This is a genomic window from Psychrobacter immobilis (genome assembly GCF_904846225.1).
In the GTDB taxonomy this organism is placed as follows: Bacteria; Pseudomonadota; Gammaproteobacteria; order Pseudomonadales; family Moraxellaceae; genus Psychrobacter; species Psychrobacter immobilis_F.
The window spans coordinates 338,952-363,897 of the sequence record NZ_CAJGZJ010000001.1; the positions used below are offsets into that span (position 1 = coordinate 338,952).

A 24,946-nucleotide genomic window follows, 5' to 3' on the forward strand; every position below is an offset into this window, starting at 1 on the left:
TTAGCAACTTTATAAATTTATCACAATAATGCGATTCAATTTTATCTGCGGTTAAAGCAACCACAATCGTTTTTGGTCAACCCTGATACTTTGCGTGTCATCTATAGGCGCTGCTCAGTAAAGCTGGTATTATTCCTAATCTTATATGAGCATACAAGGGACAATTGAGCCATGCCAAACAATACATCTTATTCGTTACCAAAAGACAGCAAAGCATGGCAACAAGCCGTCGATTCTATTGCGTCATTACTACCTGACGATACCAATTTGCAAGATTTTGATGCGCTACAATCTCTACCCGTTTTTGCTTTAATCGTTGTACTTCCCAATAAAGTAACAACGCTAGATATTCATCAATACGTGCAATCGTGGGTCGATGAGCAACCGAGCTGGCATTTGGTCAACGTAGCAGAAGATAAGGACGCAAGTTTTGTCGATATCAGCGTTGCTGATACAGAACCGACAGTAGGAAACGCGCAACGTCTACCCTTTACACAATCACAAGTATTCCGATATTTGCTGGTGCCAGTGACCGATACGCTCATGCACCCAGCCAAAAAAACCGCTGCCGCTCATATCATTGATGACCAGCTTACGACACGATTGCGTCATGATTTGACCGAAGAATATAAAAATACGTCTCGTGAAAATAGTACGGATCATTTAGATATCGTCGATTGCCATATTTTATCGGTCGGTCATATGCTGCGTACTCACAAGCTTGCTTGCTTTGATATGGATTCGACCTTAATTGATCAAGAAGTTATCGTCGAGCTGGCCAAAACAGCAGGGATTGGCGAACAAGTTGCCGCTATCACTGAATCCGCAATGCGTGGCGAAATAGAGTTTGACGATTCTTTTGCCCAACGTGTGGCGCTGCTAAAGGGCATCTCAACTGATGTACTCGATGAAATATGCAGTCGCCTAACGCTATCAATAGGCGCTCGCACCACGATCAGTGCGTTAAAGGCTTTAGGCTATCACACCGTACTCGTATCAGGCGGCTTTACCTATTTTGCGCGCTATATCGCCGAGCAATTGGGTATTGACGAGGTTCATGCCAACGCGCTAGACATCGACGAAGGTGAAGTCACGGGTCATGTGCAGCTGCCCATCCTAAATGGTGACAAAAAAGCCGCTATCGTCGCGCATACCGCTGAGCGGTTGGGTATTGATATGTCACAAGTCGTTTGCGTTGGTGATGGTGCCAATGATTTGCCGATGATGGCGATTGCTGATTTGGGTGTCGCTTACCGTGCCAAACCCATTGTCCAAGCACGTGCCGATGCCGCTATCAATGTGACTGGGCTTGAAGGCGTTCTTTATGCCCTTGGTTATCCGGCGCTCGCTCCTACTAAATAATGGTTATATTCTCAAAACGATACACTAAGCCAGATTAATGTCTTTATCATTAATTTGGCTTTTATGCCGTAGTGCATTTCTAATGTGACGGCTTTTATAGTCAGTCCTAGATAAAAGAGATACAAATATTATCACGCGTGACTTTTATAAATTTTCCTTGCTTGCTATGCCTGCGCAGACAGAGGCAGCGCAAAATTTATACCAGTAGCACTGTGTCTGCTTTATAGTGGATCAACTATAACGTTGCCATTTTAATACTGTTATTTTTCGCGTTGCCGTTTTAGCGCGATCATGAGCACGCAAAACCCTTAACTCTCAACGCTTTTTGTTAAATAATGAAGGATTGTCCATGACGGCACCACAATCACCACGGCCAAACGAGTCGTCAGCCCCACAACCATTGGATAAGCATGCCATCCCTACAGCCACTGATACCCCAAAGCAGTTATTAGGGATTTATATCAGAGGCATGTGCATGGGCGCGGCAGATATCGTACCGGGTGTTTCTGGCGGTACTATTGCACTGATTGCTGGAATTTATGAGCGCTTGATTAATGCGCTTGGTAGTATTGGCCCCAATCTCTGGCAAACATTTCAGCAGGAAGGTGGCGTCAAAGGATTGCTTGCGGTTTGGCGACAAGTCGATGCGACATTTTTGTTGTTTTTGATACTTGGTATCGCCACCAGCTTTGCCACGTTAGCGGGTATTATCAAGAACTTATTAGACAATCAGCCACTATATATTTGGTCATTCTTTTTTGGGCTGGTCATTGCAACGGTATTTATACTATTAAGTGAAATTAAACGCTGGAACATAGGACGGGTGGCATTGTTTGCAATTGGACTTATCGCCGCTGTGGTCATCAGTAGTTTGCCCTTACTCACCGCGACACCAAGTTTGCCTTATCTCTTTATTGCAGGCGCAATCGCTATTTGTGCCATGATATTGCCGGGTATATCAGGATCATTTATTTTATTGTTGTTGGGTGCTTATGACACGGTATTAGAAGCTGTACACACGCTTAATTTTGCTATTATTTTTACCGTTATGGCTGGTATGGTCACAGGACTTTTGTTATTTACTCGTGCCCTTAAATGGTTGTTATCACGATACTATCAAGCAACGTTGGCTTTGCTCACAGGCTTTATTGCAGGCTCTTTGGTAAAAGTATGGCCGTGGAAAACAGATGTCTTAGGAACACTAAACAGCGATGCCATTAACAATGTAATGCCGTGGCACTACCCTACTGGCCCACATTGGCTCACTACATTGGGACTCATGTTACTGGGTGCATTTTTAGTATCATTACTATCTTGGTGGGGCAACCGTCGCAATAACGTCTAAAAGATACCGTCAGCCCAAAATAAAAGAATCACGCTTTGACTAGGGCGTGTCCTCAATCTGAACAAAAGCTATTAAATGGGTTAAAAATAGCTAAATCTTGCCAAACTACGTCAAATAGCTAGTCAATATCTCGATATTACCTGCACTATTTTCCTTGTTTGGCTGCCATTTATCTTATTTTTATCACCATTTTCAGATTGAGGACACGCCCTAGCGTTTTTGTTAAAAAACCAGCAAACAAACCCTTTATATTCTCAGAAATAAGCGCCCATTTTAGCGGCGCTTATTTTTGAATTCTGCAATAAAAAACCCTCAAAATCCGCTAAAAAACCAAACGTCAACGGTTGTCGCAAAGTCGCCTTTACCCTCTTTAGCTTTGTTCCCCAAACTCTCATAATAGCTTTATTGGAATTCACCTTATGAATAGCGAGATGAATGATGTTACTGACTATATTTTCTTTTATTGGAACAAACACCTGGAGCAGTGGTGAAGTGCTTGGCTATAGCGTCCTAGCAGGATCGGTAACGGCACTCGCTTTATCGCCCCAACGCTGGCTGCTGTGGTATTTGTTCGGCGGTATGGCATATTGGCTAGTCGTTGAGATCATCCAAAGCGGGCTATCAAGTCGCCCTGTGCTCTCAGAGCTATCGGAATGGCACAGCTACGTGATAGCCATGGGTATTAGTTGGATACCTTTAGTTGGCTGGGTCGTATATCGGGCGCTACGTTATGAAGACGTGAGTCAATCAGTGCAGCAGCAGCGCGAATTGGAAGCGGCACGCTATATCGAACATACGCCTGTCTATGATGATGATTACCAGCCGCGCTTTCATTAAACGTTTTCTGATTTTGCTCGCCTTATCGAATGTTACAAGATACTTAACGCTCTCTACGTAACTCCTAAAGAATTGAAGCCTACTAATCATTTATAATGTACTTATATATTTGTCCCAAAAATTGTTATAAAGTACGCATTATTTTGCGTCTCATTCTTTAGGAGTTTATTTATGTTTACTATTCCCGTATTGGATATTAAGTCGGATCCATTAGACGTGTTATTGGCCGTGATTGGTTACCGTTTGTCTATGCTTGCCGATAGCGATGATGAAGCAGTTAAAAAGTTATTTGCTGATCGTCAGGTAACGATTGAGCTTGCCAGTGATGAATCTGATGTTGCGCGTTATTTTAGATTTGATAATGGCCAGTTTAGCCAACGTAGTGGCCATGCAGAAAAAGCCGACCTTACGATCAACTTTAAAGATTCGATGACGGGCGTTAAGCTTTTGACCAAAGGCGACCTTCCTGCCTTTATGACTGCCGTTCAAGAAGGCAATTTGAGCATTGAGGGCGACTACAGCCTAATGATGTGGTTCAATAAGCTTGCTAAACATATCGTGCCAACCATTCCAGAAGAATACAAACCCTACATCCAAAAAGCCAAACCTTATGCCTATAAAGCGCAAAGTCTTGCCACTCATTGGATTGGTGTCGCAAAGCATAAGTTAGGCAAGTAATCAGATAGCTGACATATACAGAAAATAGCCACTAAAAATAGTTACTAATTTTATACTTCACTGTGTTAATTATACATTCTATTTGGCAGTGTTCTGATTTTCTAAAAAGGTTGCGTTATACTATACCGCAGCCTTTTTTATTGTCTTAAAAACGACTCTATAGTCATTCCCCTATAAAACTGTTTAGACTGAACTGATTTAATATTATTATAAAAGGATTTATCTTATGGCAGGATTACTTAGCATCGCAGAACCTAACGCCAGTAACCCCACTGACTCATCTAATTATCCAAACAGTACCAGCAATGACTTTTTGGCTAGCCTAGCAACAGACGCGACCGAATCTGGCTCATCAGTCACCAATAAGTACAACCGTGAAGACATCGCCCAACTGTTCGATTTGCCTTTGATGGATTTATTGCTACAAGCGCAAACGATTCATCGTCAGCATTTCACTGCCAATGAAGTACAAATCAGTACGTTGCTCTCCATCAAAACTGGTAACTGCCCTGAAGATTGCGGTTATTGCTCACAATCAGGTCATCATCGCGACACGACGAAATTACAAGCAGAAAAACGCATAGAAGTTGATAAAGTGATTGCTGCTGCCAAACGCGCCAAAGCCAGTGGTTCATCACGATTCTGTATGGGCGCGGCTTGGAAACATCCCAGCGCAAAAGACATGCCTTATGTGGTTGAGCTGGTCAAAGAAGTAAAAGCGTTAGGGCTTGAAACTTGTATGACTCTTGGTATGCTCGATACCAACCAAGCAACACAGTTAGCCGATGCAGGATTGGACTATTACAATCATAATTTGGATACGTCACGCAGCTACTATGAGCAAGTGGTCAGTACCCGCAGCTATGATGAACGTCTGGATACAATCACCAACGTGCGCAACTCAGGCATCAATGTCTGTAGCGGTAATATCGTCGGTATGGGCGAAAGTCGCGACGATCGCATCGACTGGGTACATGAGCTACTCAAAATGCCTAAAGCACCAGAGTCCATTCCCGTTAACTTATTGGTTCCTATTGCAGGCACACCGATTGGTGACAAGGTATTGGCAGAAGGTCAATTGCCTGTACTTGAATGGATTCGTACCATTGCTGTGACGCGTATTTGCTGTCCAACGAGCTATGTACGTCTGTCTGCTGGTCGCGAAAGCTTGTCTGATTCTGAGCAAGCATTGGCGTTTATGGGTGGTGCTAATTCGTTCTTTTATGGTGATAAATTGCTGACGACTGGTAATGCCAGTCAATCAGGCGATGACAGATTGATGCGCGAGCTGGGTTTAACCAAACAATTTGCCGCACCACGAGCACCTAAGATATTACCCGTTCTAGATGCGATGAATGGTCATCAGTCTCAAGTCGTATTGGCAGACTTGCTATAACGCTACCATTATTGGACAATCTGCGCTAAGCTTGCCAGCACGATTTACGCCCCAAATACGCTAGGGTAACTATAAGAGAGGCTACGATGCCAGATTATTTTAATTGGATTAAAGCGGCACACATTATCTCAATGGTTTGCTGGTTTGCGGCGATATTTTATTTGCCGCGCCTGTTTGTTTATCATGCGATGAGTGACGATAGCATTAGTCAAGAGCGCTTTATCATTATGGAGCGCAAGCTGTATCGAGGTATAATGACGCCAGCGATGATAGCGACATGGGTTTTTGGTTTATGGATGGTAAGTATGGGCTGGGAGGTTTATAAAACCCAAGGCTGGTTGCACGTCAAGCTATTATTAGTCGTGCTGCTATCTGGTTATCATGGTGCCTGCGGCTTTTATCGTAAAAAGCTCATAGACAATCCACATTATAAGTCGCATAAATTTTGGCGTTGGTTCAATGAAGTACCTGTCTTTGCTTTGGTCATTATCGTGATTTTGGTCGTGGTAAAACCTTTTTAGAACTTCGGTCAATGACTCGTAAAAAAACCTTTATATATAAATTAGAGTAGCCACAACCCTAAAAAAAACGTCCGCTACTTCAAGAAGTAACGGACGCTTTTTGTTTTTAGAGTTTGCTAAACATTAGCTTTAAACGCTAGGACGCATGATTTGATAAACATTGCTCAAATCATAAACTTTATAGCGAGCAGGTTCACGGCGGTTTTCACCCGCATAGCTCAGTATCAAAGCTTGCTTAGCCGATTCATCAACCCAGCCCACAAACAATCCACTGTGCTCGACACGATTGTAACCGTGATTGATATAGTAGAGCCAATCGCCGACTTCAATCTCGTCACTACGGGCATAAGGACCTTGACTATAAGTGCCTTTATGAATGGTATCGCGCGTCACCCCTGCTCGATTGAACACCGCATTCAGATAGTCCCAGCAGCCGCCTTTAATAATCGTACGCTCATTTAGCGCCATTTTTCGAGCCATACTGACCACTTCACGCGCAGCCATACTGCTTTGCGTTTCAGCACTACTGAGTAGCGGTAAATATTCACTATCAACATTGTCATAGTTACCGGATAAAAACGCAGGGAGCACTGCTGGTGTTTGAGACGCTACCGCAGGATAACGATAAGTCGCCACAGTCGCTGGCTGACGGCCATAACTGTTGATATTTGACGCGTTGGTGTTTGAATAATTGGCATTAGTAAATGGTTGAATATTTGCAGAACTGACACGAAATGGGCTAGCACGTTGAATGGTAGAGCGAGTACTTATTTTGGCAGAAGGTGCTGCTGAGTAAGACGGTGTATAGCGATTATTGTAATCAGGCTGAGCCGCTTTTTGGGCGATCAGCGCACTCATGCTATCTGCATTGGCTTGAGTGATTGGACCAAAAGTAAATAACAACAAACTGCACGACGCTGTAACCAACGACACGGGCAAACGCGACATGACTAACTCCTTGTCAATAAGAGACAAATGACAAAATGAACAATAGCATCAAAGGGGATTTTTCAATCCTACTTATAAACTATTTAGACAAGGGTCTGCAAGCACTATTCAACTCAGATATAGTCAATCGACAATAAAATAAGGTCAAATATTGTGACGCGCTACTGGGATAAATTTGCCTTGCTGGCTTGCTGTGCCTGCGCAGACAGAGGCGACGCAAAACTTATCCCACTAGTAATGTGTTCGTTTTACAGTGGAGCGATTATAGCTGATAGACCGTATAAAAAATCAGATAAATTATTAAGCCAAAAAAGAGTTTAAGCAGGATAAGGATAGAATAAAAAAGACTGCGTTAAATTACCTTGAGATAAAATAAGCATTTTTAAAAGGTTGTCATTTAATAGGTTGACCGCTAAGAATGGTTTTGCTCTTCGCTCATCTTGATATTTACATGACGTTTAGTCAATGCCTGACCTTGCAGAATAGCTTTAGCCGCCGTTGCTTCTTGGATACTATCAAAGCCACTAATACGGTATTTATGGATATCGTTACAATCGACAATCTGTAGCTGTTCATCGATAAGATTGACTTTATCACCATCAGTCAGATGAATACGCTCACGCTTACCTTGATTATCGTGTACCAGCTCGCCAGCTCGCACCCATAATACGCCGCTATTAATCATACCTGTCATGGTTTTTTTGCGTTGTTGGCGTTGACGATTAAAAATAAAACTACCAATGATAAGCAAGGCCAGCGCCCCGATAGCGAAACGCTCAGACAATAGACTCATGGCCAAAGCGACCGCAACGGCTCCTATCAATAATGCAGACCCAAACCAAAACAGCCCATTGTCAGCCGTTTGCGACTGACCTTGTAAAGTGATTTTGGCGCCATCATCGGTCAGTTTGAGCATGCATTATTACCTATCAAAGAGCAGTTAAAGGGAGGTTAAGAAGCTAGGAGCAAACGGTATCAATCAACTACCAGCCCAGTGCTGTTTTTTGCATAGCAATAAGCTCAGCGATACCTTTTTCGGCAAGAATCAGCATATCGTCGGCTTGAGCACGAGTAAATGGCTTTTCTTCCGCCGTACCTTGTAGCTCAATAAACTCACCTTTTTGTGTCATAACGACGTTCAAATCAGTATCACAGCTAGCGTCTTCTTCGTAGTTCAGATCGAGGTACGCTTCGCCATCTTTCATACCGACAGAAACGGCAGCAACCAAACCAATCAACGGATCGGCTTTCAATTTTTTGGTTTTTTGGATGCTTTCTAGCGCATCAATAAGAGCAATCGCGGCACCAGTCACACTAGCGGTACGAGTACCACCATCTGCTTGCAACACGTCACAATCAAGATAAATGGTATTTTCACCCAGCTTACTCAAGTCAATCATGGCACGTAAGCTACGACCAATTAAGCGCTGGATTTCTTGTGTACGGCCTGACTGCTTGCCACGTGCCGCTTCACGTTGATTACGGGTATTGGTCGCCCGCGGCAGCATGCCATATTCGGCAGTGATCCAACCTTTGCCTTTACCTTTTAGCCAGCGCGGTACGCCAGACTCGACACTAGCAGTACATAGTACTTTGGTATCGCCAAAGCTCACCAATACTGATCCTTCAGCATGCTTAGTATAATGGCGCTCAAAGCTGATCGAGCGAAGTTGGTCAAGCTCACGATTATCAATACGCATAAAAATTCCTAGTACGATGTTTTAAAAGCAATGTCATAAAAATAAGAGGTTTGTTGCCGTTGGGCTGAGCAATCTATATTTAGCAAAGTATGTATAGTCAGGTCAATATAAAAAAGATACATCAATAGTCATGTACTACTGGTATAAATTTTCCTCGCTTGCTGTGCCGTTGCAGACAGAGGCTTTAAAAAATTTATTCCAGCAGTACTGTAGCGCTTTTATTTTTTTTGATTGTGCAAACCAAAATGATTATGCAAACCAAAATAATTGTGCAAACTAAAATAAATGAGAATCACACGCCTTAGCAACCTTAAATATTGAGGTATCCTAACGTGACAGCGGCGCAATAGCAAGATTCGATCGAGCTACCACGCCGCTGCTTAGCCAAGACGCTGGCTTAAAAAAGAATAGCTGTAAAATTATTCTAACCCTTCCATCTTACGCAATTCTTTACGGAGGATTTTACCAACGTTTGATTTTGGTAATTCATCGACGAACTGGATATGGCGTGGACGCTTATAACCAGTCAATTGCTTTTTGCCAAAATCGAGCAATTCTTGTTCTGTGACCTCGCCGTTTTTGACCACAAACAGTTTGGGTTCTTCGCCGCGCTCATCATTTGGCACACCAATTGCACCGCACTCTGCCACTGCCGGATGCTCACTCATGGCTTCTTCGATCTCATTTGGATACACATTGAAACCTGATACCAAAATCATGTCTTTTTTACGGTCGACAATTTTGATAAAGCCTTTTTCGTCCATAATACCGATATCGCCCGTTTTTAAATAACCCTCGGCGGTAAATGTCTCAGCCGTTTCTTCTGGACGGTTTTGATAACCGATCATGACCTGCGGGCCTTTGACACATATCTCACCGCGATCGCCTAGAGCAACTTGGTTTTCGTCGTCATCGATCAAAATTACGTCCGTACTAGACGCAGGAATACCAATCTTGTTGGTGAATTCAGCGATGGTCATTGGGTTAAAAGCCACGACTGGTGATGTTTCAGATAAACCATACCCTTCTACAATAGGCAAACCTGTGATTTTGTGCCATTTTTTGGCCACGCTAGGCAATACTGACATACCACCGCCAATAGAGGCTTTTAAGTTAGAAAAATCTAAATCTGCAAAGCCTTTTTTATTGACCAAACCATTGAACAAGGTGTTGACCGCCGGGATAAAAGACGGTTTATATTTGCCCATTTCTTTAATCAGCCCATCAAGATCGCGTGGGTTTGGAATGAGCAAACCAGCATAACCTTGGTACATACCGTACATACCGCAAACCATAAATGAGAATACGTGATATAGCGGTAATGCGGTCAAGATAACATCACTCGCATCCACATCATCTTCAAATGCACTATTCATAAGAGCACTAATCTGCAGCATATTGGCGACCAAGTTGCCATGAGACAGCATTGCGCCTTTGGCCACACCCGTGGTGCCACCCGTATATTGCAATAAAGCCACATCGCTTAAATTCAAATCAGGACGTTTATAATGGCTGGCCGATACTGCGCTTAACGCATGTTTAAAGCTCACGCTATTTGGCAAGCTATAGGCAGGAATCATTTTTTTGATATGGCGAGCAACGAGATTGACTATTGTCCCTTTGACCATTCCTAACATATCGCCGATATTACAGACAATGACGTGCTCGACCTGACCTTTATCTTCTGCTTCTTGATACGTTTTTGCAAAATTTTCTACGACGAATAAAGCTTTAGCGCCGCTGTCATGTAGCTGATGCGACAACTCTCGGCTGGTGTATAAAGGATTGACGTTGACCAATACCATACCAGCGCGGATGATACCCAACGCAACCACTGGATATTGCAAAATATTGGGCATCATCACCCCAACTTTATCGCCTTTGACCAATCCTAACGACTGTAAATAGCTGGCAATTTGACGGCTGTATAGATCTAATTGCTTAAAGCTGATCGATGACCCCATACAGATATAAGCAGGTTTTTGTCCATAACGGCTAAAATTACGCTCAAACACATCCAGTAAAGAGGTACTGTCATCCGGCATGTCAATCGTAGCAGCAATGTTATAGCGCTCGTAAGCATTCAGCCATGGGCTATCGCTAGGTATCGTTGGCATGGTAGGAAAGGCATTGTCTTGATAAATACTGTTTTGATGAACGCTATTTCGGTGAGTGCTATTTTGATGAGCATTGTCAGACGTAGTGTCTTTATTACTCGCCTCAGCTTTATCGTTTTTTATCTCTTTATTGATATTGTCAGTCATAACTTTCCCTAAACGTTACCGTTAAAAACGTAGAATAATTTAATAAAATACCAGTTCTTTATGAGTGATCAGTGACAGTAAAAGCTTGTGAATAAGAACCGTGGTAACACAATAGGATTTATTATTCATAAGCTTTGTCAATCAAAGCACAATATTAAGTCAATGATAAGTAATGCAATAATACAGCAAAGCCGAATTAAAAATCATTTTCGCTAGCCTATTTTTACCAAACATATAAAGCAAAAATGACGCCCTTTTTTAGACAGATATAAATGGGTATCGATGAGCACTATAGCAGTTTTGCTGAAAATTCTCTATCTATACTAGGGCATATCCTCACTTAAAAAATGGTAATAAAAATGATAAGACAACCTTTCGGTAGCCTTATCATTTATGATTATAATCGCACGTCGTCTCAAGATATTTTTATAGATATCTATCAGTTATAAGCGCACCTCATAAAGCACCTGAATGTGAGCACTGATTAATTAGCCGTGGTTTTTTTCTTCAAGCGCTCGTAGATCTTTACGTAGGATTTTACCAACGTTAGATTTTGGCAACTCATCAATAAACTCAACATAACGAGGACGCTTATAACCGGTTAGATTTTCTTTACCGTAAGCGATGACTTCTTCAGCCGTCAAGCTGTCATCACTACGCACGACGTAAATTTTCGGTACTTCGCCACTCTTTTCATCATCGATACCAATGACACCGCACTCCAAAATTTTTGGGTGACCTGACATGGCATCTTCTACTTCGTTCGGATAAACGTTAAAACCAGATACCAAGATCATGTCTTTTTTGCGATCGACAATCTTAAAGTAACCGTCTTCGTCCATCACGCCAATATCCCCCGTTCGGAAATATCCGTCATCCGTCATGGCCTCAGCCGTGGCATCTTCGCGTTTCCAGTAGCCTTTCATCACCTGTGGACCACGCACACAAATTTCGCCGCGTTCCCCAATGGCCACCTCATTGCTTTCTTCATCCAAAATAACCATATCAGTCGCAGGCATTGGTAAACCAATATTACCTGAGAACTCACTCACACCTTGTGGATTTGCCGAGGCAACGGGAGACGTCTCTGACAGACCATAACCTTGCGAGATCACATTGCCAGTCAGCTTTTCCCATTTGGTGGCAGTGTCTTTAAGTACCGCCATACCACCGCCCATGGACATCTCAAGCTTACTATGATCCAACGCTTGGAATACCTCACTATTAGCAAGTGCGTTGAATAGCGTATTAACCGCTGGGAAAAATGCGGGTGGATACGCTTTATAAGCTTTGATTAGGCTGTCAAAATCACGCGGGTTGGGCACAAGCAAGCCAATACAACCACGGTACAAGCCAAACATGCCACAGACGGTAAATGAGAAAATATGATACAACGGCAGCGCGGTCATAATGACAGGCTGCTCAGGGCTATTATCAAACTTATCAAAAGCATCGCCCAAATACGTATCACACTGGATAAGGTTTGCAACCAAGTTACCATGCGTTAGCATTGCGCCTTTGGCCACACCTGTTGTACCACCAGTATATTGAAGGACAGCCACATCATCGAGACCGATGTTGTTGGGACGCTTATAGTTTTCGGCAGAGGAGCGGTTCAGTGCTTTTTTGAAATTAACGCTGCCCCTAATATGATAATCAGGTACCATTTTTTTGACATGACGAACAACGGCATTCACGATAAAGCCTTTTAGTGGGCTCATTAGATCGCCCATTGAGGTCACTATCACATGATCAACCAACTCTTTACCAATATCTTCATAAGTCTTGGCAAAATTCTCTAGCAAAATTAGCGCTTTGGCATCAGAATCTTCTAATTGATGCGCCAGCTCCTTTGTAGTATACAGCGGATTAACATTGACCAAAGTCATACCAGCACGTAGTACGCCTAATACGGCAATAGGCAGCTGTAAAATATTGGGCATCATAACGCCCACTTTATCACCCTTTTTTAGCCCAAGTGACTGTAAATACGCCGCGATTTGTTTGCTATAGCGGTCTAATTCTTCATAGGAAAGTTTGGCATCCATGCACACAAAGGCTGTTTTACCCGCATGGTTAATAAAATTTTGCTCAAGGACTTCTATCAAAGAGGTATCGGCAGCTGGCATGTCAATATCATATTGAATGCCAAGTTTTTCATAAGTTTTGAGCCATACCTTATCATTGCGACGAGTTTGTTTACCTTGATTTTCCATAATCTTTTTTCTCCTAGTAATAGTCTGCTGCTGTCAACTCATACAAATCACAGTGTGATAAAAAACAGTGTGATAAAAATACGATCACTCAGCGTTCAGGTTTGCCATTCTATGACAAACCTAAATAGATAGGTCATCGCATGGTGATGAGCAAACAATATAATGGTAAATAGCCCTTTATTAATTAACATACACACTTTATACAGACTACTCAATATAAAAGATTGTTGCCTGAGTTCGCAAACTAAGTTGACGATTCACAATCTTATATATAGAGCCGTTATTTGCCTTTAATCACTCAATGAATATCAGAGCTATTTAGACAAATGTTTATGTATAAATACCACTTATTTTGATCTTATATCTACTTACTGTCGTTTACTGTCGTTTACTGTCGTTTACTGTCAAGGACATTAGCAAGCTCAGTCAAAGTAACAAAGTTGCGACGAGTACCGTCTTTGTCGCTGTTGGGCTGACGAGCAAGAACGTTTGTCACCAGTTTAGTACTATCAGCATACTGCCAGTCATTGATGTAGTCACTTTGCGCCAAGCGTTGACCAAAGCCTGCCACTGCCACGGCAAATTGGGTGTCGATATTGGCGCTACTCAACGCATGACTGTTTTTATTAATCGGTTGACTGATGAGCTTCGAGCTGCCACCTGCTGGTGCTTTGTAGCGAATTTTTAGATAGGCCAACTCATTTAAATTTTGACTTTTTTTGGTACTAGATTTGGCAACACCATTATCGTAACGGCGATCGCTATACAGACCCTTTTGCCCTTTCGGCGTCACCTCAAATAAAGCGATGACCGCTTTGCCTGCGCCTAATTCGCCTGCATCCACTTTATCATTGTTAAAATCTTGTTCGTTCAGGACGCGATTTTCATAGCCAATCAAGCGCCACTCGCTGACCACCTCTGGGTTAAACTCAACTTGTACTTTTATATCTTTAGCGATGGTATTGAAAGTCGCGGCCAACTCATCGCCAAAGACTTTTTTGGCTTCACTCAGACTGTCGATATAACTGTAGTTGCCATTACCGTTGTCCGCCATTTGCTCCATCATGTAATCGTTTAAGTTGCCGCGTCCAAAACCGACTGTCGACAAGGATATACCGCGATCACGATTGGCCTTAACCAACTCAAGCATGTCATCGACATCGCTAATCCCCACATTGAAATCGCCATCAGTCAGCATCATAATACGATTGATACCATTCTTTTTCATGGCTTGCTCAGCTTGGCTGTAAGCCAGTTTTAAGGCATCTTCGCCATTGGTCGAGCCTGCCGCGCTTAGCGTTTCGATCGCCGCAAGTATTTTGGCCTTTTGATCACCATTGGTCGCAGGTAATGCCACGCTGGTACTGCCCGAATACGTCACGATACTAATGCTATCTTGAGGGCGCATCTGCTCAGTTAACAATTTAAGAGAAGACTGTGCCAATGGCAGCTTGTCGCGTGATGACATAGAGCCTGAAACATCGACTAAGAACACTAAATTGGCAGCTGGCATGGTCTGATTACTACTATTTTTAGACCAATTATTATCAACGGCTTTGATACCGACTTTGACAATTTTATTATTCTGATCTGCCTTATCCCACGGCGAATCGACCACTTCAGTCGCGATAACAAATGGTGCATTATCGATGCGCTTGCCATCATCGAATTGATAATTAAAATAATTAATCAGCTCCTCCACTCGCACGGCATCGACAGGTGGCAGCCGACCTTCATTTAGATAGCGGCGCACATTGGCATAACTGCCCGTATCGGTATCAATAGATAAGGTAGAAACTGCCATATCTGCCGTGCGATGTACCGGATTGGCATCGTTTTTTTGATAGTTATCGAGTACTTGCGGCGCTACACTCATCTTAGATAATGGGCGAATACTCATCTGAGGGGCGGAACGTGTCAGTAATATATTATTGTTCTCAGAATATAGCGCACTTGGCGTTGCCATGACCAATTCTGATACGTTAACCGTACTTTGATTGGGGCTGCTTTGATTAGGGCTGCTTTGATTAACAGCATCTTGGCTAATCGTACTGCTGCTTGGTTCTGATATCGGCTGGCGCATTTGTGATGAGCTACAAGCGCTCAGTCCCATACTGACGACAGCACCAGCTAATAACGCATGTCTAGTGAGATAATGAGCTTGTTTTCGTGATAGACAAGCGGATGACATAGCGAGTACTCCATAGGGTAAATAGATTGATGATAACTGGTCTGTATTAAGCGACTTATCATAATTGTACGGCTAAATTATGATAAATATCCTGCCTTTAAATCAGTTTTAAATAGGCTCATTTAGGCCTTGATAATTATCAAATATTTATATTTATTGAATCTTAATTTTATAAGTAAAATGATAAAAAATATTTAGATTAACTATACTTAACTTATTTAATAAAAGCTATTAGTGAAAGCATTGCTCAAAGCACTGTGGGCACGTCATGTACTGTCGTCTATTCTGACTTAAACCTTTTTAATTGTGCCAATATCCTTTACGATAGCACTACTCTATTTGCCCGATTGCACCAATTATTAATACCTATTAAAACTCATAAGTGAATCCTATTTTATGTCCGATGTTATTGATCATACGATTGCCCCTATTATTCCCAATGAACCAATGGATACGCGCTCAGTCGCGGAGTTCACTGAGCAAGCCTATCTCAACTATGCCATGTACGTCATCATGGATCGAGCACTGCCCAATATCGCCGACGGTCTAAAACCTGTCCAGCGCCGCATCGTCTATGCCATGAGCGAGTTGGGGTTAAAATCCACAGCCAAAGCAAAAAAATCAGCACGTACGGTCGGTGACGTTTTGGGTAAATACCATCCGCATGGCGACAGTGCTTGTTATGAGGCGATGGTGCTAATGGCGCAGCCGTTTAGCTATCGCTATCCGCTCATTACAGGTCAAGGCAACTGGGGCAGCCCCGATGATCCAAAATCGTTTGCGGCGATGCGTTATACCGAAGCCAAAATGTCTGCTTATGCCAATACGCTGCTGGCTGAGCTCGGACAAGGCACCGTCGATTGGCAAGACAATTTCGATGGTACGATGCAGGAACCAACCACCCTACCTGCCCGCCTGCCCAATATCTTGTTAAATGGTACGACAGGTATCGCTGTCGGCATGGCAACTGATATACCGCCGCACAATCTGAATGAAGTGGTACGCGCGGCCATTCGCTTGCTCAAAAACCCTGAGCTTTCTGTTAAGCAATTAACCCAATCGATCCCAGCGCCTGACTTGCCAACGCCAGCTGAAATCATCACCAGTAAAAAAGACTTGCAAGCGATGTACGAGACTGGACGCGGCAGCTATAAGATGCGCGCGACATTCCATATCGATGCCAAAGAAAAGAACCTCGTCATCATTGACGCGCTCCCTTATCAAGTATCTGGAAACAAAATCCAAGAGCAAATCGCTCGCCTCATGACCGATAAAAAACTGCCTTGGATTACCGATATCCATGATGAATCAGACCACGAAAACGCCTGCCGTATCGTGCTTGAACTGCGCTCAACGCGGGTCGATGTCGATCGTGTCATGAGTCATCTGTTTGCCACTACTGACCTTGAGAGTAATTACCGCGTTAATATGAATATGATTGGGCTGAACGGTAAGCCGCAAGTCAAAAACCTCAAAGAAATCTTAGAGGAATGGCTAGTGTGTCGTCGCTCAGTGGTCACCCGCCGCTTGCAATATCGCCTTGATAAAATCGATAAACGCTTGCACATCCTCGCAGGTTTGTTGATTGCTTATCTTAATATTGATGAAGTCATTCGTATCATTCGTGAAGAAGACGATCCAAAATTAGCGCTAATGCAAGGTTATGATCTGACTGACATTCAAGCCAATGCCATCTTGGATATTCGTCTGCGTCAGCTAGCAAAACTAGAAGAGATTGAACTAAGACGTGAGCAAGATGAGTTGGCAGCTGAACGCGCCATCATTCAGGAATACCTGGATAATCCAGAGAGCTTAACCAATCTGATGATTGATGAGCTAACTGCCGATATGAAAGAACACGGCAACGAGCGCGTATCACTACTAGCAGAGCGTCAAGAAGCGCAAGCGTTAAAAGAGTCTGACCTTGTCCCGAGTGAGCCTGTCACTGCCATCCTATCAAAAGCTGGCTGGATTCGCGCCGCCAAAGGCCATGACGTCGATGCGGCTGGTATGAGTTATCGCTCAGGTGACAGCTATCAAGCGCACGTGCGCGGTAAGTCCAATGAAAAAATCTACGTGCTCGACAGTACCGGACGCAGCTATAGTATCGATGCGCACAACCTTGCCTCGGCACGTGGTCAAGGTGATCCGCTGACCAGTGTAATAAAACCACCAGCAGGTGCCAGCTTCGAGCAATTATTAACCGGTGACGATGATCAACGCATCATCCTTGCCAGTTCAGCAGGCTATGGTTTTATCAATACGATTGGCAATCTAGACAGCAATCAAAAAGCGGGAAAAAACATCATTACTCTAACCCCTAATAGTCGTCTGCTCCCCGTTGCACGTATCGATGCACCAGTAGATATGACCACTAATAACAATACGGAAGGCGAAAACAGCAACGCAAGTATGGCGCCTGACCATATCGCTGTCGTCACCAATGCGGGATACTTATTGATGTTTGCTCTTGATGATTTGCCTGAGCAGGCTCGCGGTAAAGGCAACAAATTGATTAAACTAAAAGAGAATGAAGAGGTAGTAGTGATCACGCCACTCAATCAAAAAGACAGCCTCGTCATTACGGCTGGCAAACGTCATGTAACGCTAAAGCCCAATGATTTAGCCAACTACACGGGCACGCGTGGTAATCGCGGCGGACAATTGCCAAGAGGCTTTCAGAATGTGACGAGTGTTGAGGTTGGGTGATGATGAAAAAATCAGCTTTATTATTGGTTATGTTAGTGCTATCACAAGAAAGTTTTGCAGAGTGGCAACTGGTAAATGAAAATGATCCGACTGACCCTGCTGAAATCTATGTTGATTTTCATCAAGTTGAGCATTTAAGTGATTCGAAGTACCAAGTACCCATGAAGACAAGTACTTGGCCTCAGAGTCATTTCTCTAATTACCCAATTACACTTTATGAGCCTTACGTAACTGCTTCATATATTATCGATTGTAAAGCGCAAACCATTACTACTCATTCTCAGAGAATTTTTGCAAAGACCGAACCTTCAGGGTCTTTCGCTGACATATTCGATATGTTTAAGTTGGGAGCAAATGATCGCTCTACTCGCCCTCTTGAATTTACGGATGCAGTAGATAAACGATTATATGAGCGACTTTGTCAAAAAAATATTTAAGAAACTTGATTAAGTCAATTATAAATTAATAGGGGCATTACATGATTGAAGAGGCCATAAATGAACCTTATGATGAAGAATTAGATCAATGTCTAAATCTTGTCTCTTTCAAAGAGCTTGAAACAAATTTGCATCAGTTTTTGACTATGAATCCCAACGAATGGGTCAATGTTCGTAAATATATTTTACCTGATGAAGATGCGATTTCTGAAAAAGTAGAGGCGATGTGGTGTTCTATTCCTGACATCGACGACCATTCAGCGATACTTATTTTTCCTTAATAAAGATAGTCTAGAAGTAGTAAATGTAATCTATTATCAGTATAAACGTCTCATGAATGACTTCTAAAGCTTGATAAGCAGCCGTAAGCTGGGTTTTTTAATCCAACTTACGCTTATTGAAAACGATTGACCCAGTATGGCAAAGTAGCAACGTATATCAAAAATCCGTAAATCAAAAATACTGTCAAAAACCCCTCAAAGTAATAGCAGTTTACAAAGTATTTCAAACATACGAAATCATAACTAAAAGGCATTATAAAAAAGCCGATTACAGGGAATATAATTGCAAATTTGGTATGTCTGATAGCAAATTTTTTAGAATGATACTTGCCTTTTTTGTGAAAATGCACAATTAGAATAAGATGTATAATTAATAATAAAACGAGTAACCTGTTATACATCATATTGTAATAACCAGGTCTGAAAACATCGTATTGAGAGATATTAATAACCGCATGTGTATAAGATAAAGAAATTAGTATCATTAACTATTCCCAACATTAGCAGATATAGTTCGTATTTCACGTATCAAAACAATCTTACTCCGTTGAGTTGGTGCATAATTTTCAGCTTACTGAACCATTATAAAGCCGCCTATACACACTGTATAGACGACTTTTTTACGCTAATTAAAACGACCAAAGCATCAATATCGACCCATTTCAACCGTTGTCTCAGCAAGTACACTATCGCCTTGCCATGCCTGCACGTCTACCGTATACAGATGGTTTTTGCCACCGGAGCAAGGCGGCTTATACGCTCCTCCCACCTCGCCTGCACGGCTACGGTATTCGGCGACCATTTCAATACCGACTGGCACTTCATAAGTATGACCAAATACTCGTGGCACCTCAGTGCTCGTAGCACCTTTTGGTAATGCAAACTCCACGATGCCATGTCCACCATCTTGCATACGTTTATTGCTCACATCGTTATAAACGAAAACCAAGCTCTCCGCATCTGCCGGAATGTTTGAAACGGTCATACTTGGCGTCGCAGGATTTTTGCCCTCATAGTTTATACACTGCTGCCCTTCTGGTATTTTTTTACCATTCCAAGCGGCATCATTAAACTTAACATCCATCGCAAAAGCATTGGCAGAGAGTGTCAATGTTGCCAATGCCGTCAAAGCAATGACTGAGTTTAAGGTAAAGATTTTCATACTTCTTCCTTTGGGTGGTTGATGCCTTGATGAAGACAGATGCTATTATCTCGTTAACCGATATCGAGAGTTAATCCTAACCTTATAATAAATAAACACTGTTATGTGAATCATATTCTTAAAGATTTTTGTTGACTCTTCGAATAAGCACTAATCAATCGCACAGTCAGCAGACCTAATCATTAGCTAAATGCCCCACTCTCTTTTTTCGCCCTAAATTAATTCATAACGTTACTATTAGACTGTTTGATTTGACGGGAGAAATGCGTTTTCATACCAGCCTGTGCATACTTCTCTCTCATATAATTTTTATTGACTTCCATAACGATCAACGTTCATTGTTATCATCGTTTTGGGACGCATTACTTTCTTTTTCCTCAAAGATCGATTGCATAAAGTCTGTAATTTGAGCTTGTTTCATTAGATAGGGATTAAAGTCAGCACCTGCTGAGAAGCTTTTTAATGAATGATCTTCATCTTCGGCGCTTAACGTTAAATATTTGATTAAATAGCCACTCCATTTACGTACTTCTATCTCTTCAACCTCAACGATGTTAGGTAATACAGACGAATACTCGTTAATCAACTTTACTAAAACTTCATTGATAGCAGGTCTTGACCCCTCAATACTTTGGATGAAATAATCCTCATTAATGACAACCGCTGAGCTTATATCCATTTTCGAAAGATATCGTCGCCAGTGCTCAAGAGTACGAGCCAGTTCTATTCCTGAATTTTCTTCGTTGTTTTTGGCAATATAGGTCAGGCGCATAAGAATATGCTCGCCATCCTTATTATTGTTTTCTGAAGTACTTTCTGTGATTGTTTGCATAAAAAATCCAATTATTAGAAAGTTAATTTAAAATATTTTTTACAGCAGCATTACCTCAAAAGTAGTTCAAATTGAAATATAATACTCAAACCTTCTTTATCAAATATATGTTGCGAGATTAACTCACTTCAAGAAAGCGCTTATACCATAGCTAGACCAGCGCTTCGTGACGAAAATAGCTATCAAAATTAAACATCACTATCAACTTGCGATTCTTTTTCCTCAAATATTGCCTCTAAAAAACTTGTGATTTGAGCTTTTTTCATGAGATAGGGATTAAAGTCAGAACCTGCGGAAAAGCTTTTGAGGGCATAGTCTTCATCTTGAGCGCTTATGGTCAAATATTTGATTAAAAAACTATCCCAGCTACGCACCTCTATTTCATCAAAATCGATAACTTGAAGTAATAGGTGTGGACGTTCATTAATCACCCTTGATAAAAGCTCATTAATAGCAGGTCTTGAGCCTTCAACACTTTTGATGAAATAATTATCATTAATTACAAGCGCCGAAGTTATATCATTTTTTTCATTATTTCTTCGTGATGTTTCAAAAGTACGAGCCAAGTACATTCCTGTATTTTTTTCGCTATTTTTGCCAATATATGTGAGTCTTGTGAGAAGATGTTCACCATCTCTATTGTTATTTTCTGGAATAATATCTGTGACTGTTTGCATAGAAAACCCTATTCATAAAAGAATTGATTTCATTATAAGATACTCTCTAATGCAAAATATAATCAATGACATTTTTTTGTATTTTACGACTTTCTTGTATTTTGATGACCGTAAAATAACATCATGAAATTTTGCTCCATCTAAGATATATCCTCAATCTAAGCGATTATATTTTTACAAACCTAGTTCAAACCCAAAATAGGAATCACCAAATCCTCTTCATCAGTCAAATGTTGTGAGAGTAGCTCACTGACATTGATTAATATCTTATGTAATTGCTCGCCCAGCGCGTTATCTTCAACCTCACTTATCGCAAGCCTATCGTTTAGTGCTTGCAATTCATTTAGTAGACCGTCCAAACGTGCATGATCTCGGTCTAATATCTCAAAACCTAATTTGAGCTGCGGATACATACGGATGAAGGTTGGAAAGTAGGCTTGATCTTCAATATTATGGTGCTGATGCAATTTGAAAATATATTGATTAATCCGTGGTAGTATTTGTGAGCGATACTCCACCCATTCAATACTGTCAGAATGATAAGACTCACTTATTTGCATAATAATATGCTGACGTTTACGTATATCGGCGTGGATATTTAGCCAACCCGACGTTTTATAAACATACTCTGCAACGAGCCATTTATCAGGCGGCAGCTTGTCATATAAAAACAGCCAGTCTGCCTCAAGCCTGCTATCAGGGTGACGTGGGGATAAGGCATTTTGATGGTTCATATTTTGAGTAGAGGCGGTCATGGTATCATCCTTATAAATTAGCATTGCTTCTTCACTATCATTCATTAGCGTTTGTGCCATTTTCATAAATATTTTTTATCAAGCATATAAAAATTGACAATGATAGAAAAAATTAATTAGCTGCACTAAAAAATATCGATAGAATATGTAGGCTATATATAGAGTTAGAAAACAAAAAATCAACGGCGTATTTAACAATGCTTTAGATAGGACAAAAAATACAAAGCAACCGACTTGTTACAAAACTTAGTCAAAAACTCCGTCATTTTTGGCTGATTAGACGGTAGGATAAAACGAATAATAACAAGCCATTGAGCCTATAACTATCAAGGTAATAATTTTATTTAGAACTGCCTATAACCCTCTTTAGCAGGGTGTAAATCATAAAGGACAATCATGTTTATTACAGATAAAGCGACTAAAGAGACTATTAATAAAGACGCCCTTCGTGAAGAAAATATAAATAAAGAAAACGTGACTAATAAAATAGCCATGCCTAAAATTATATTCTTTGATATCGATGATACTTTAAGCCGTAACGGTATTATCGCCGAGCACAACAAAGCGACCCTTGAACGCCTGGCAGAAACGAATATCAAGCTGGTGATTTCAACTGGGCGATCCAAAGCCATATTACCCGATGATATTTTAGCGCTACTTGATGCAGATATCTTGGATGCTATTATTTGTATGAATGGACAATATAGTTTTAATCACAGTGGTGTTATCAGTCATTATCCATTGTCCGCTGAGCAGACGGATAAAATTGTACATCTTTGTCAACAGAGTGAGCTTATACATAAGTTTGACTCCGCCACCCATATCGCATGGTCGAGCGAAAACGAGCGATTGCGTGAATACAATGCGAGGACGCCAAATTCTATCGTTGACCCAGTCTATTATCAATCAACCCCTGTCTATCAGTGCTCTGTATTCTTTGACAATCAACAAGATAAAATGCAGGACGTTGATTTTGCGAAATATGATTTAAAGTTGGTACATTGGCATCATATTGGCGCAGATATATTGCCAGTAGATGCATCCAAAGCACGAGGCATCAAAGATGTGTGCGAGTATTACGCGGTAGATGTCAGCGAATGTATGGCATTTGGTGATGGCTTGAATGATCTTGAAATGTTTGATTTGGTTGGGTTTGCTGTAGCGATGGGCGATGCGCAACCAGCGCTAATAGCACGGGCAGACTTTGTCACTGGAACGATTGAAGAGTTTGGGATACAGGCAGTGCTTGATCAATTTCATGTAGTCTAAGCCTAAGATAGTTAAGTAGGGTATATGTCATGCACTGTTTTTTTAACAGTTGTAGACTGGGTTTTTACCCAGCCTATAACGTCTTAATCGCAACTATAGATCCAGCCTGCGTCACTCCACAAAATCTGTCCCGATAGGTGTTGTATACCTCTTTAATCTAGGGCGTGTCATCATTTAGATTGTGAGGCTTAAAATGAGATAAATTGCAGTCAAACAAGGAAAATAACGCAGATAATATCGAGATATTAATCAGTTGTTTGACGATGTTTGGCAAAATTTAGCCATTTTAAGACCACTAAATGATTAAGTGTGCTAATTAATGACATGCCCTAGTAATCACCCTCGCCCAGTCATTTGATCATAAGCCCACATACCAGTTTTATAAAGTCTCATAATAATCAAAACAAACAACCCAACGGTGAGAACATAAACAAATGTTTTCGATACGCTTGTCAGTGTCTCAATACTAGAGGCCACGCTAAGATAAGCCTCTAACGGCCAACTGTCTGCTGGAGTCCCAGTGCCAACATTAAAATAGGCCATAATACCGAACAGACCTATAAGGATAGTGATCATGCCAGCAAGTCTACGATTATCCATTTCATCTCTCTTTTATCAAATTTTTTGGTGATTTTAGGGCATGTCTTCATAATTAGTTAACGATTTTATGCTCTTCTCTCAACCAAACTATAAACCCAGCTACCAGCTTTATAAATTCCTACAATGATCAAGATAAGTAATAATGCTGCGAGTATATAAGCCAACCAAATTGGTGAATGGCTGAACCAACCAATCGTAAATACCAGAGCCATGTAGGTTTCGACAGGCCAATCAATGACAGAGGCCTGTGAGCTAGAATTGAACAGGATTATAAAGGTAATTACGCTGATCACAGTGACAATAAGTCCAGCAATTCTGTGATTGTTCATTTGCTCTCTCTTATCCAAAATTAACTGTCTCATTTATTATAGGACACTTATAGTTGCTTCACTTTATTCATCAAAAATGCTGGTATAGCTGCGTTGACCTGAGTCATGATAGCTCGTCCATTATTATGCTACGGTAAGAGTACGGCTTAACATAAATCTGCGTTTATCATAGCATAACTGCCCTCTGTCACCGTCGTTACCTAGACTCGCTATATAGTCAGGTCAATATAAAAAAGATATAACAGGGCTGGGATGAATTTTTGTCGCCTCTGTCTGCGAAGGCACAGCAAGCAAGAAAAATTTGTCCTAGTCACGCAGTATAGTGTTGTGTATCCATTTTATTCAGTATCGATTATAGATCAAGCCAAACATACCCGTTTGAGTGACCATTACACAATTTTTAAGCAATAAATCGAAGCAAATATTACAAACAAACA

The 24,946-nt window shown here is 41.5% G+C and carries 22 protein-coding genes; 10 read left to right on the forward strand and 12 right to left on the reverse strand.

All coding sequences use genetic code 11. The annotated features are described in order from the left end of the window. The first annotated feature begins 171 nt into the window (after window positions 1–171). The 6 genes from serB to hemJ all read left to right on the forward strand — a co-directional run bounded on the left by serB (window position 172) and on the right by hemJ (window position 6,139). On the forward strand, window positions 172–1,362 hold the full coding sequence (gene serB, locus JMX48_RS01475; RefSeq protein WP_201533476.1) for a phosphoserine phosphatase SerB: 1,191 nt from the start codon (window positions 172–174) through the stop codon (window positions 1,360–1,362). A gap of 349 nt (window positions 1,363–1,711) precedes the next feature. Continuing rightward, window positions 1,712–2,707 (forward strand): DUF368 domain-containing protein, encoded by a 996-nt coding sequence (locus JMX48_RS01480; protein WP_201533478.1) that lies wholly within the window; start codon window positions 1,712–1,714, stop codon window positions 2,705–2,707. Between the two features lie 435 nt (window positions 2,708–3,142). Further along, a complete protein-coding gene (gene aciT / locus JMX48_RS01485; RefSeq protein WP_227687839.1) occupies window positions 3,143–3,544 on the forward strand; it encodes an AciT family ciprofloxacin tolerance protein in 402 nt (133 codons plus the stop codon). A 171-nt stretch (window positions 3,545–3,715) separates the two neighbouring features. Then, entirely contained in the window at window positions 3,716–4,222 is a 507-nt protein-coding gene (locus JMX48_RS01490) for an SCP2 sterol-binding domain-containing protein (protein WP_201533480.1), read from the forward strand. Window positions 4,223–4,448: 226 nt separating this feature from the next. Next, window positions 4,449–5,618, forward strand: a complete 1,170-nt coding sequence (bioB, locus tag JMX48_RS01495) for a biotin synthase BioB (protein ID WP_201533482.1) — start codon at window positions 4,449–4,451, stop codon at window positions 5,616–5,618. Between the two features lie 86 nt (window positions 5,619–5,704). Continuing rightward, a complete protein-coding gene (gene hemJ, locus JMX48_RS01500; RefSeq protein ID WP_201533484.1) occupies window positions 5,705–6,139 on the forward strand; it encodes a protoporphyrinogen oxidase HemJ in 435 nt (144 codons plus the stop codon). Window positions 6,140–6,268: 129 nt separating this feature from the next. Here the strand turns inward: hemJ and JMX48_RS01505 are convergent, their stop codons facing one another. From JMX48_RS01505 to JMX48_RS01530, 6 genes are all read right to left on the reverse strand, one after another. After that, window positions 6,269–7,087 carry a hypothetical protein gene (locus tag JMX48_RS01505; RefSeq protein WP_201533486.1) on the reverse strand — a complete coding sequence of 273 codons (819 nt, stop codon included), beginning with the start codon at window positions 7,085–7,087 and terminating at the stop codon, window positions 6,269–6,271. A 412-nt stretch (window positions 7,088–7,499) separates the two neighbouring features. Then, the gene (locus tag JMX48_RS01510; protein WP_201533488.1) at window positions 7,500–8,003 is read right to left on the reverse strand and encodes a hypothetical protein; all 504 of its coding nucleotides are present in this window, start codon (window positions 8,001–8,003) and stop codon (window positions 7,500–7,502) included. 67 nt (window positions 8,004–8,070) lie between these two features. Further along, window positions 8,071–8,787, reverse strand: a complete 717-nt coding sequence (rph, locus tag JMX48_RS01515; protein WP_201533490.1) for a ribonuclease PH — start codon at window positions 8,785–8,787, stop codon at window positions 8,071–8,073. Window positions 8,788–9,206: 419 nt separating this feature from the next. Next, on the reverse strand, window positions 9,207–11,051 hold the full coding sequence (locus tag JMX48_RS01520) for an AMP-binding protein (RefSeq protein ID WP_201533492.1): 1,845 nt from the start codon (window positions 11,049–11,051) through the stop codon (window positions 9,207–9,209). A 488-nt stretch (window positions 11,052–11,539) separates the two neighbouring features. After that, a complete protein-coding gene (locus JMX48_RS01525; protein ID WP_201533494.1) occupies window positions 11,540–13,267 on the reverse strand; it encodes an AMP-binding protein in 1,728 nt (575 codons plus the stop codon). A 388-nt stretch (window positions 13,268–13,655) separates the two neighbouring features. Then, complete coding sequence (locus JMX48_RS01530) at window positions 13,656–15,458, reverse strand: vWA domain-containing protein (RefSeq protein WP_227687840.1); 1,803 nt, start codon at window positions 15,456–15,458, stop codon at window positions 13,656–13,658. Between the two features lie 396 nt (window positions 15,459–15,854). Here JMX48_RS01530 and parC point away from each other — a divergent pair, with 396 nt between their 5' ends. From parC to JMX48_RS01545, 3 genes are read left to right on the forward strand one after another with little or no spacing between them, the layout of a single operon-like run. Beyond that, entirely contained in the window at window positions 15,855–18,167 is a 2,313-nt protein-coding gene (gene parC, locus JMX48_RS01535) for a DNA topoisomerase IV subunit A (RefSeq protein WP_201533496.1), read from the forward strand. A 2-nt stretch (window positions 18,168–18,169) separates the two neighbouring features. Further along, entirely contained in the window at window positions 18,170–18,604 is a 435-nt protein-coding gene (locus tag JMX48_RS01540; protein WP_227687841.1) for a hypothetical protein, read from the forward strand. A gap of 41 nt (window positions 18,605–18,645) precedes the next feature. Further along, window positions 18,646–18,885, forward strand: a complete 240-nt coding sequence (locus tag JMX48_RS01545) for a hypothetical protein (RefSeq protein ID WP_201533500.1) — start codon at window positions 18,646–18,648, stop codon at window positions 18,883–18,885. A gap of 646 nt (window positions 18,886–19,531) precedes the next feature. Here the strand turns inward: JMX48_RS01545 and JMX48_RS01550 are convergent. The 4 genes from JMX48_RS01550 to JMX48_RS01565 all read right to left on the reverse strand — a co-directional run bounded on the left by JMX48_RS01550 (window position 19,532) and on the right by JMX48_RS01565 (window position 22,311). Further along, a complete protein-coding gene (locus tag JMX48_RS01550) occupies window positions 19,532–20,047 on the reverse strand; it encodes a hypothetical protein (RefSeq protein WP_201533502.1) in 516 nt (171 codons plus the stop codon). A 328-nt stretch (window positions 20,048–20,375) separates the two neighbouring features. Next, on the reverse strand, window positions 20,376–20,879 hold the full coding sequence (locus JMX48_RS01555) for a BLUF domain-containing protein (RefSeq protein ID WP_201533503.1): 504 nt from the start codon (window positions 20,877–20,879) through the stop codon (window positions 20,376–20,378). Window positions 20,880–21,067: 188 nt separating this feature from the next. Further along, a complete protein-coding gene (locus JMX48_RS01560) occupies window positions 21,068–21,556 on the reverse strand; it encodes a BLUF domain-containing protein (RefSeq protein WP_201533504.1) in 489 nt (162 codons plus the stop codon). Between the two features lie 182 nt (window positions 21,557–21,738). Beyond that, on the reverse strand, window positions 21,739–22,311 hold the full coding sequence (locus JMX48_RS01565; protein WP_227687842.1) for a hemerythrin domain-containing protein: 573 nt from the start codon (window positions 22,309–22,311) through the stop codon (window positions 21,739–21,741). 492 nt (window positions 22,312–22,803) lie between these two features. On the opposite strand from JMX48_RS01565, the gene JMX48_RS01570 reads away from it, so the two are divergent. Then, a complete protein-coding gene (locus JMX48_RS01570; RefSeq protein WP_201533592.1) occupies window positions 22,804–23,580 on the forward strand; it encodes a Cof-type HAD-IIB family hydrolase in 777 nt (258 codons plus the stop codon). Window positions 23,581–23,916: 336 nt separating this feature from the next. On the opposite strand, the gene JMX48_RS01575 is transcribed toward JMX48_RS01570, so the two are convergent. Beyond that, window positions 23,917–24,180 carry a hypothetical protein gene (locus JMX48_RS01575; protein WP_201533505.1) on the reverse strand — a complete coding sequence of 88 codons (264 nt, stop codon included), beginning with the start codon at window positions 24,178–24,180 and terminating at the stop codon, window positions 23,917–23,919. Between the two features lie 65 nt (window positions 24,181–24,245). Continuing rightward, window positions 24,246–24,509: a hypothetical protein gene (locus JMX48_RS01580; RefSeq protein WP_201533506.1), complete on the reverse strand. Its 264-nt coding sequence runs from the start codon at window positions 24,507–24,509 to the stop codon at window positions 24,246–24,248. Between the last annotated feature and the right edge of the window lie 437 nt (window positions 24,510–24,946).

Excerpts from the sequence above, each read along its gene's own strand:
- JMX48_RS01560 (WP_201533504.1), bottom strand. The coding sequence starts at position 21,556 with ATGCAAACAGTCACAGATATTATTCCAGAAAATAACAATAGAGATGGT.
- JMX48_RS01575 (WP_201533505.1), bottom strand. The coding sequence starts at position 24,180 with ATGGATAATCGTAGACTTGCTGGCATGATCACTATCCTTATAGGTCTG.
- aciT (WP_227687839.1), top strand. The coding sequence starts at position 3,143 with ATGATGTTACTGACTATATTTTCTTTTATTGGAACAAACACCTGGAGC.
- JMX48_RS01570 (WP_201533592.1), top strand. The coding sequence starts at position 22,804 with ATGCCTAAAATTATATTCTTTGATATCGATGATACTTTAAGCCGTAAC.
- JMX48_RS01480 (WP_201533478.1), top strand. The coding sequence starts at position 1,712 with ATGACGGCACCACAATCACCACGGCCAAACGAGTCGTCAGCCCCACAA.
- JMX48_RS01545 (WP_201533500.1), top strand. The coding sequence starts at position 18,646 with ATGATTGAAGAGGCCATAAATGAACCTTATGATGAAGAATTAGATCAA.
- JMX48_RS01530 (WP_227687840.1), bottom strand. The coding sequence starts at position 15,458 with ATGTCATCCGCTTGTCTATCACGAAAACAAGCTCATTATCTCACTAGA.
- serB (WP_201533476.1), top strand. The coding sequence starts at position 172 with ATGCCAAACAATACATCTTATTCGTTACCAAAAGACAGCAAAGCATGG.
- rph (WP_201533490.1), bottom strand. The coding sequence starts at position 8,787 with ATGCGTATTGATAATCGTGAGCTTGACCAACTTCGCTCGATCAGCTTT.
- JMX48_RS01555 (WP_201533503.1), bottom strand. The coding sequence starts at position 20,879 with ATGCAAACAATCACAGAAAGTACTTCAGAAAACAATAATAAGGATGGC.
- JMX48_RS01540 (WP_227687841.1), top strand. The coding sequence starts at position 18,170 with ATGAAAAAATCAGCTTTATTATTGGTTATGTTAGTGCTATCACAAGAA.
- hemJ (WP_201533484.1), top strand. The coding sequence starts at position 5,705 with ATGCCAGATTATTTTAATTGGATTAAAGCGGCACACATTATCTCAATG.
- JMX48_RS01525 (WP_201533494.1), bottom strand. The coding sequence starts at position 13,267 with ATGGAAAATCAAGGTAAACAAACTCGTCGCAATGATAAGGTATGGCTC.
- bioB (WP_201533482.1), top strand. The coding sequence starts at position 4,449 with ATGGCAGGATTACTTAGCATCGCAGAACCTAACGCCAGTAACCCCACT.
- JMX48_RS01520 (WP_201533492.1), bottom strand. The coding sequence starts at position 11,051 with ATGACTGACAATATCAATAAAGAGATAAAAAACGATAAAGCTGAGGCG.
- JMX48_RS01505 (WP_201533486.1), bottom strand. The coding sequence starts at position 7,087 with ATGTCGCGTTTGCCCGTGTCGTTGGTTACAGCGTCGTGCAGTTTGTTG.
- JMX48_RS01565 (WP_227687842.1), bottom strand. The coding sequence starts at position 22,311 with ATGACCGCCTCTACTCAAAATATGAACCATCAAAATGCCTTATCCCCA.
- JMX48_RS01510 (WP_201533488.1), bottom strand. The coding sequence starts at position 8,003 with ATGCTCAAACTGACCGATGATGGCGCCAAAATCACTTTACAAGGTCAG.
- JMX48_RS01550 (WP_201533502.1), bottom strand. The coding sequence starts at position 20,047 with ATGAAAATCTTTACCTTAAACTCAGTCATTGCTTTGACGGCATTGGCA.
- JMX48_RS01580 (WP_201533506.1), bottom strand. The coding sequence starts at position 24,509 with ATGAACAATCACAGAATTGCTGGACTTATTGTCACTGTGATCAGCGTA.
- JMX48_RS01490 (WP_201533480.1), top strand. The coding sequence starts at position 3,716 with ATGTTTACTATTCCCGTATTGGATATTAAGTCGGATCCATTAGACGTG.
- parC (WP_201533496.1), top strand. The coding sequence starts at position 15,855 with ATGTCCGATGTTATTGATCATACGATTGCCCCTATTATTCCCAATGAA.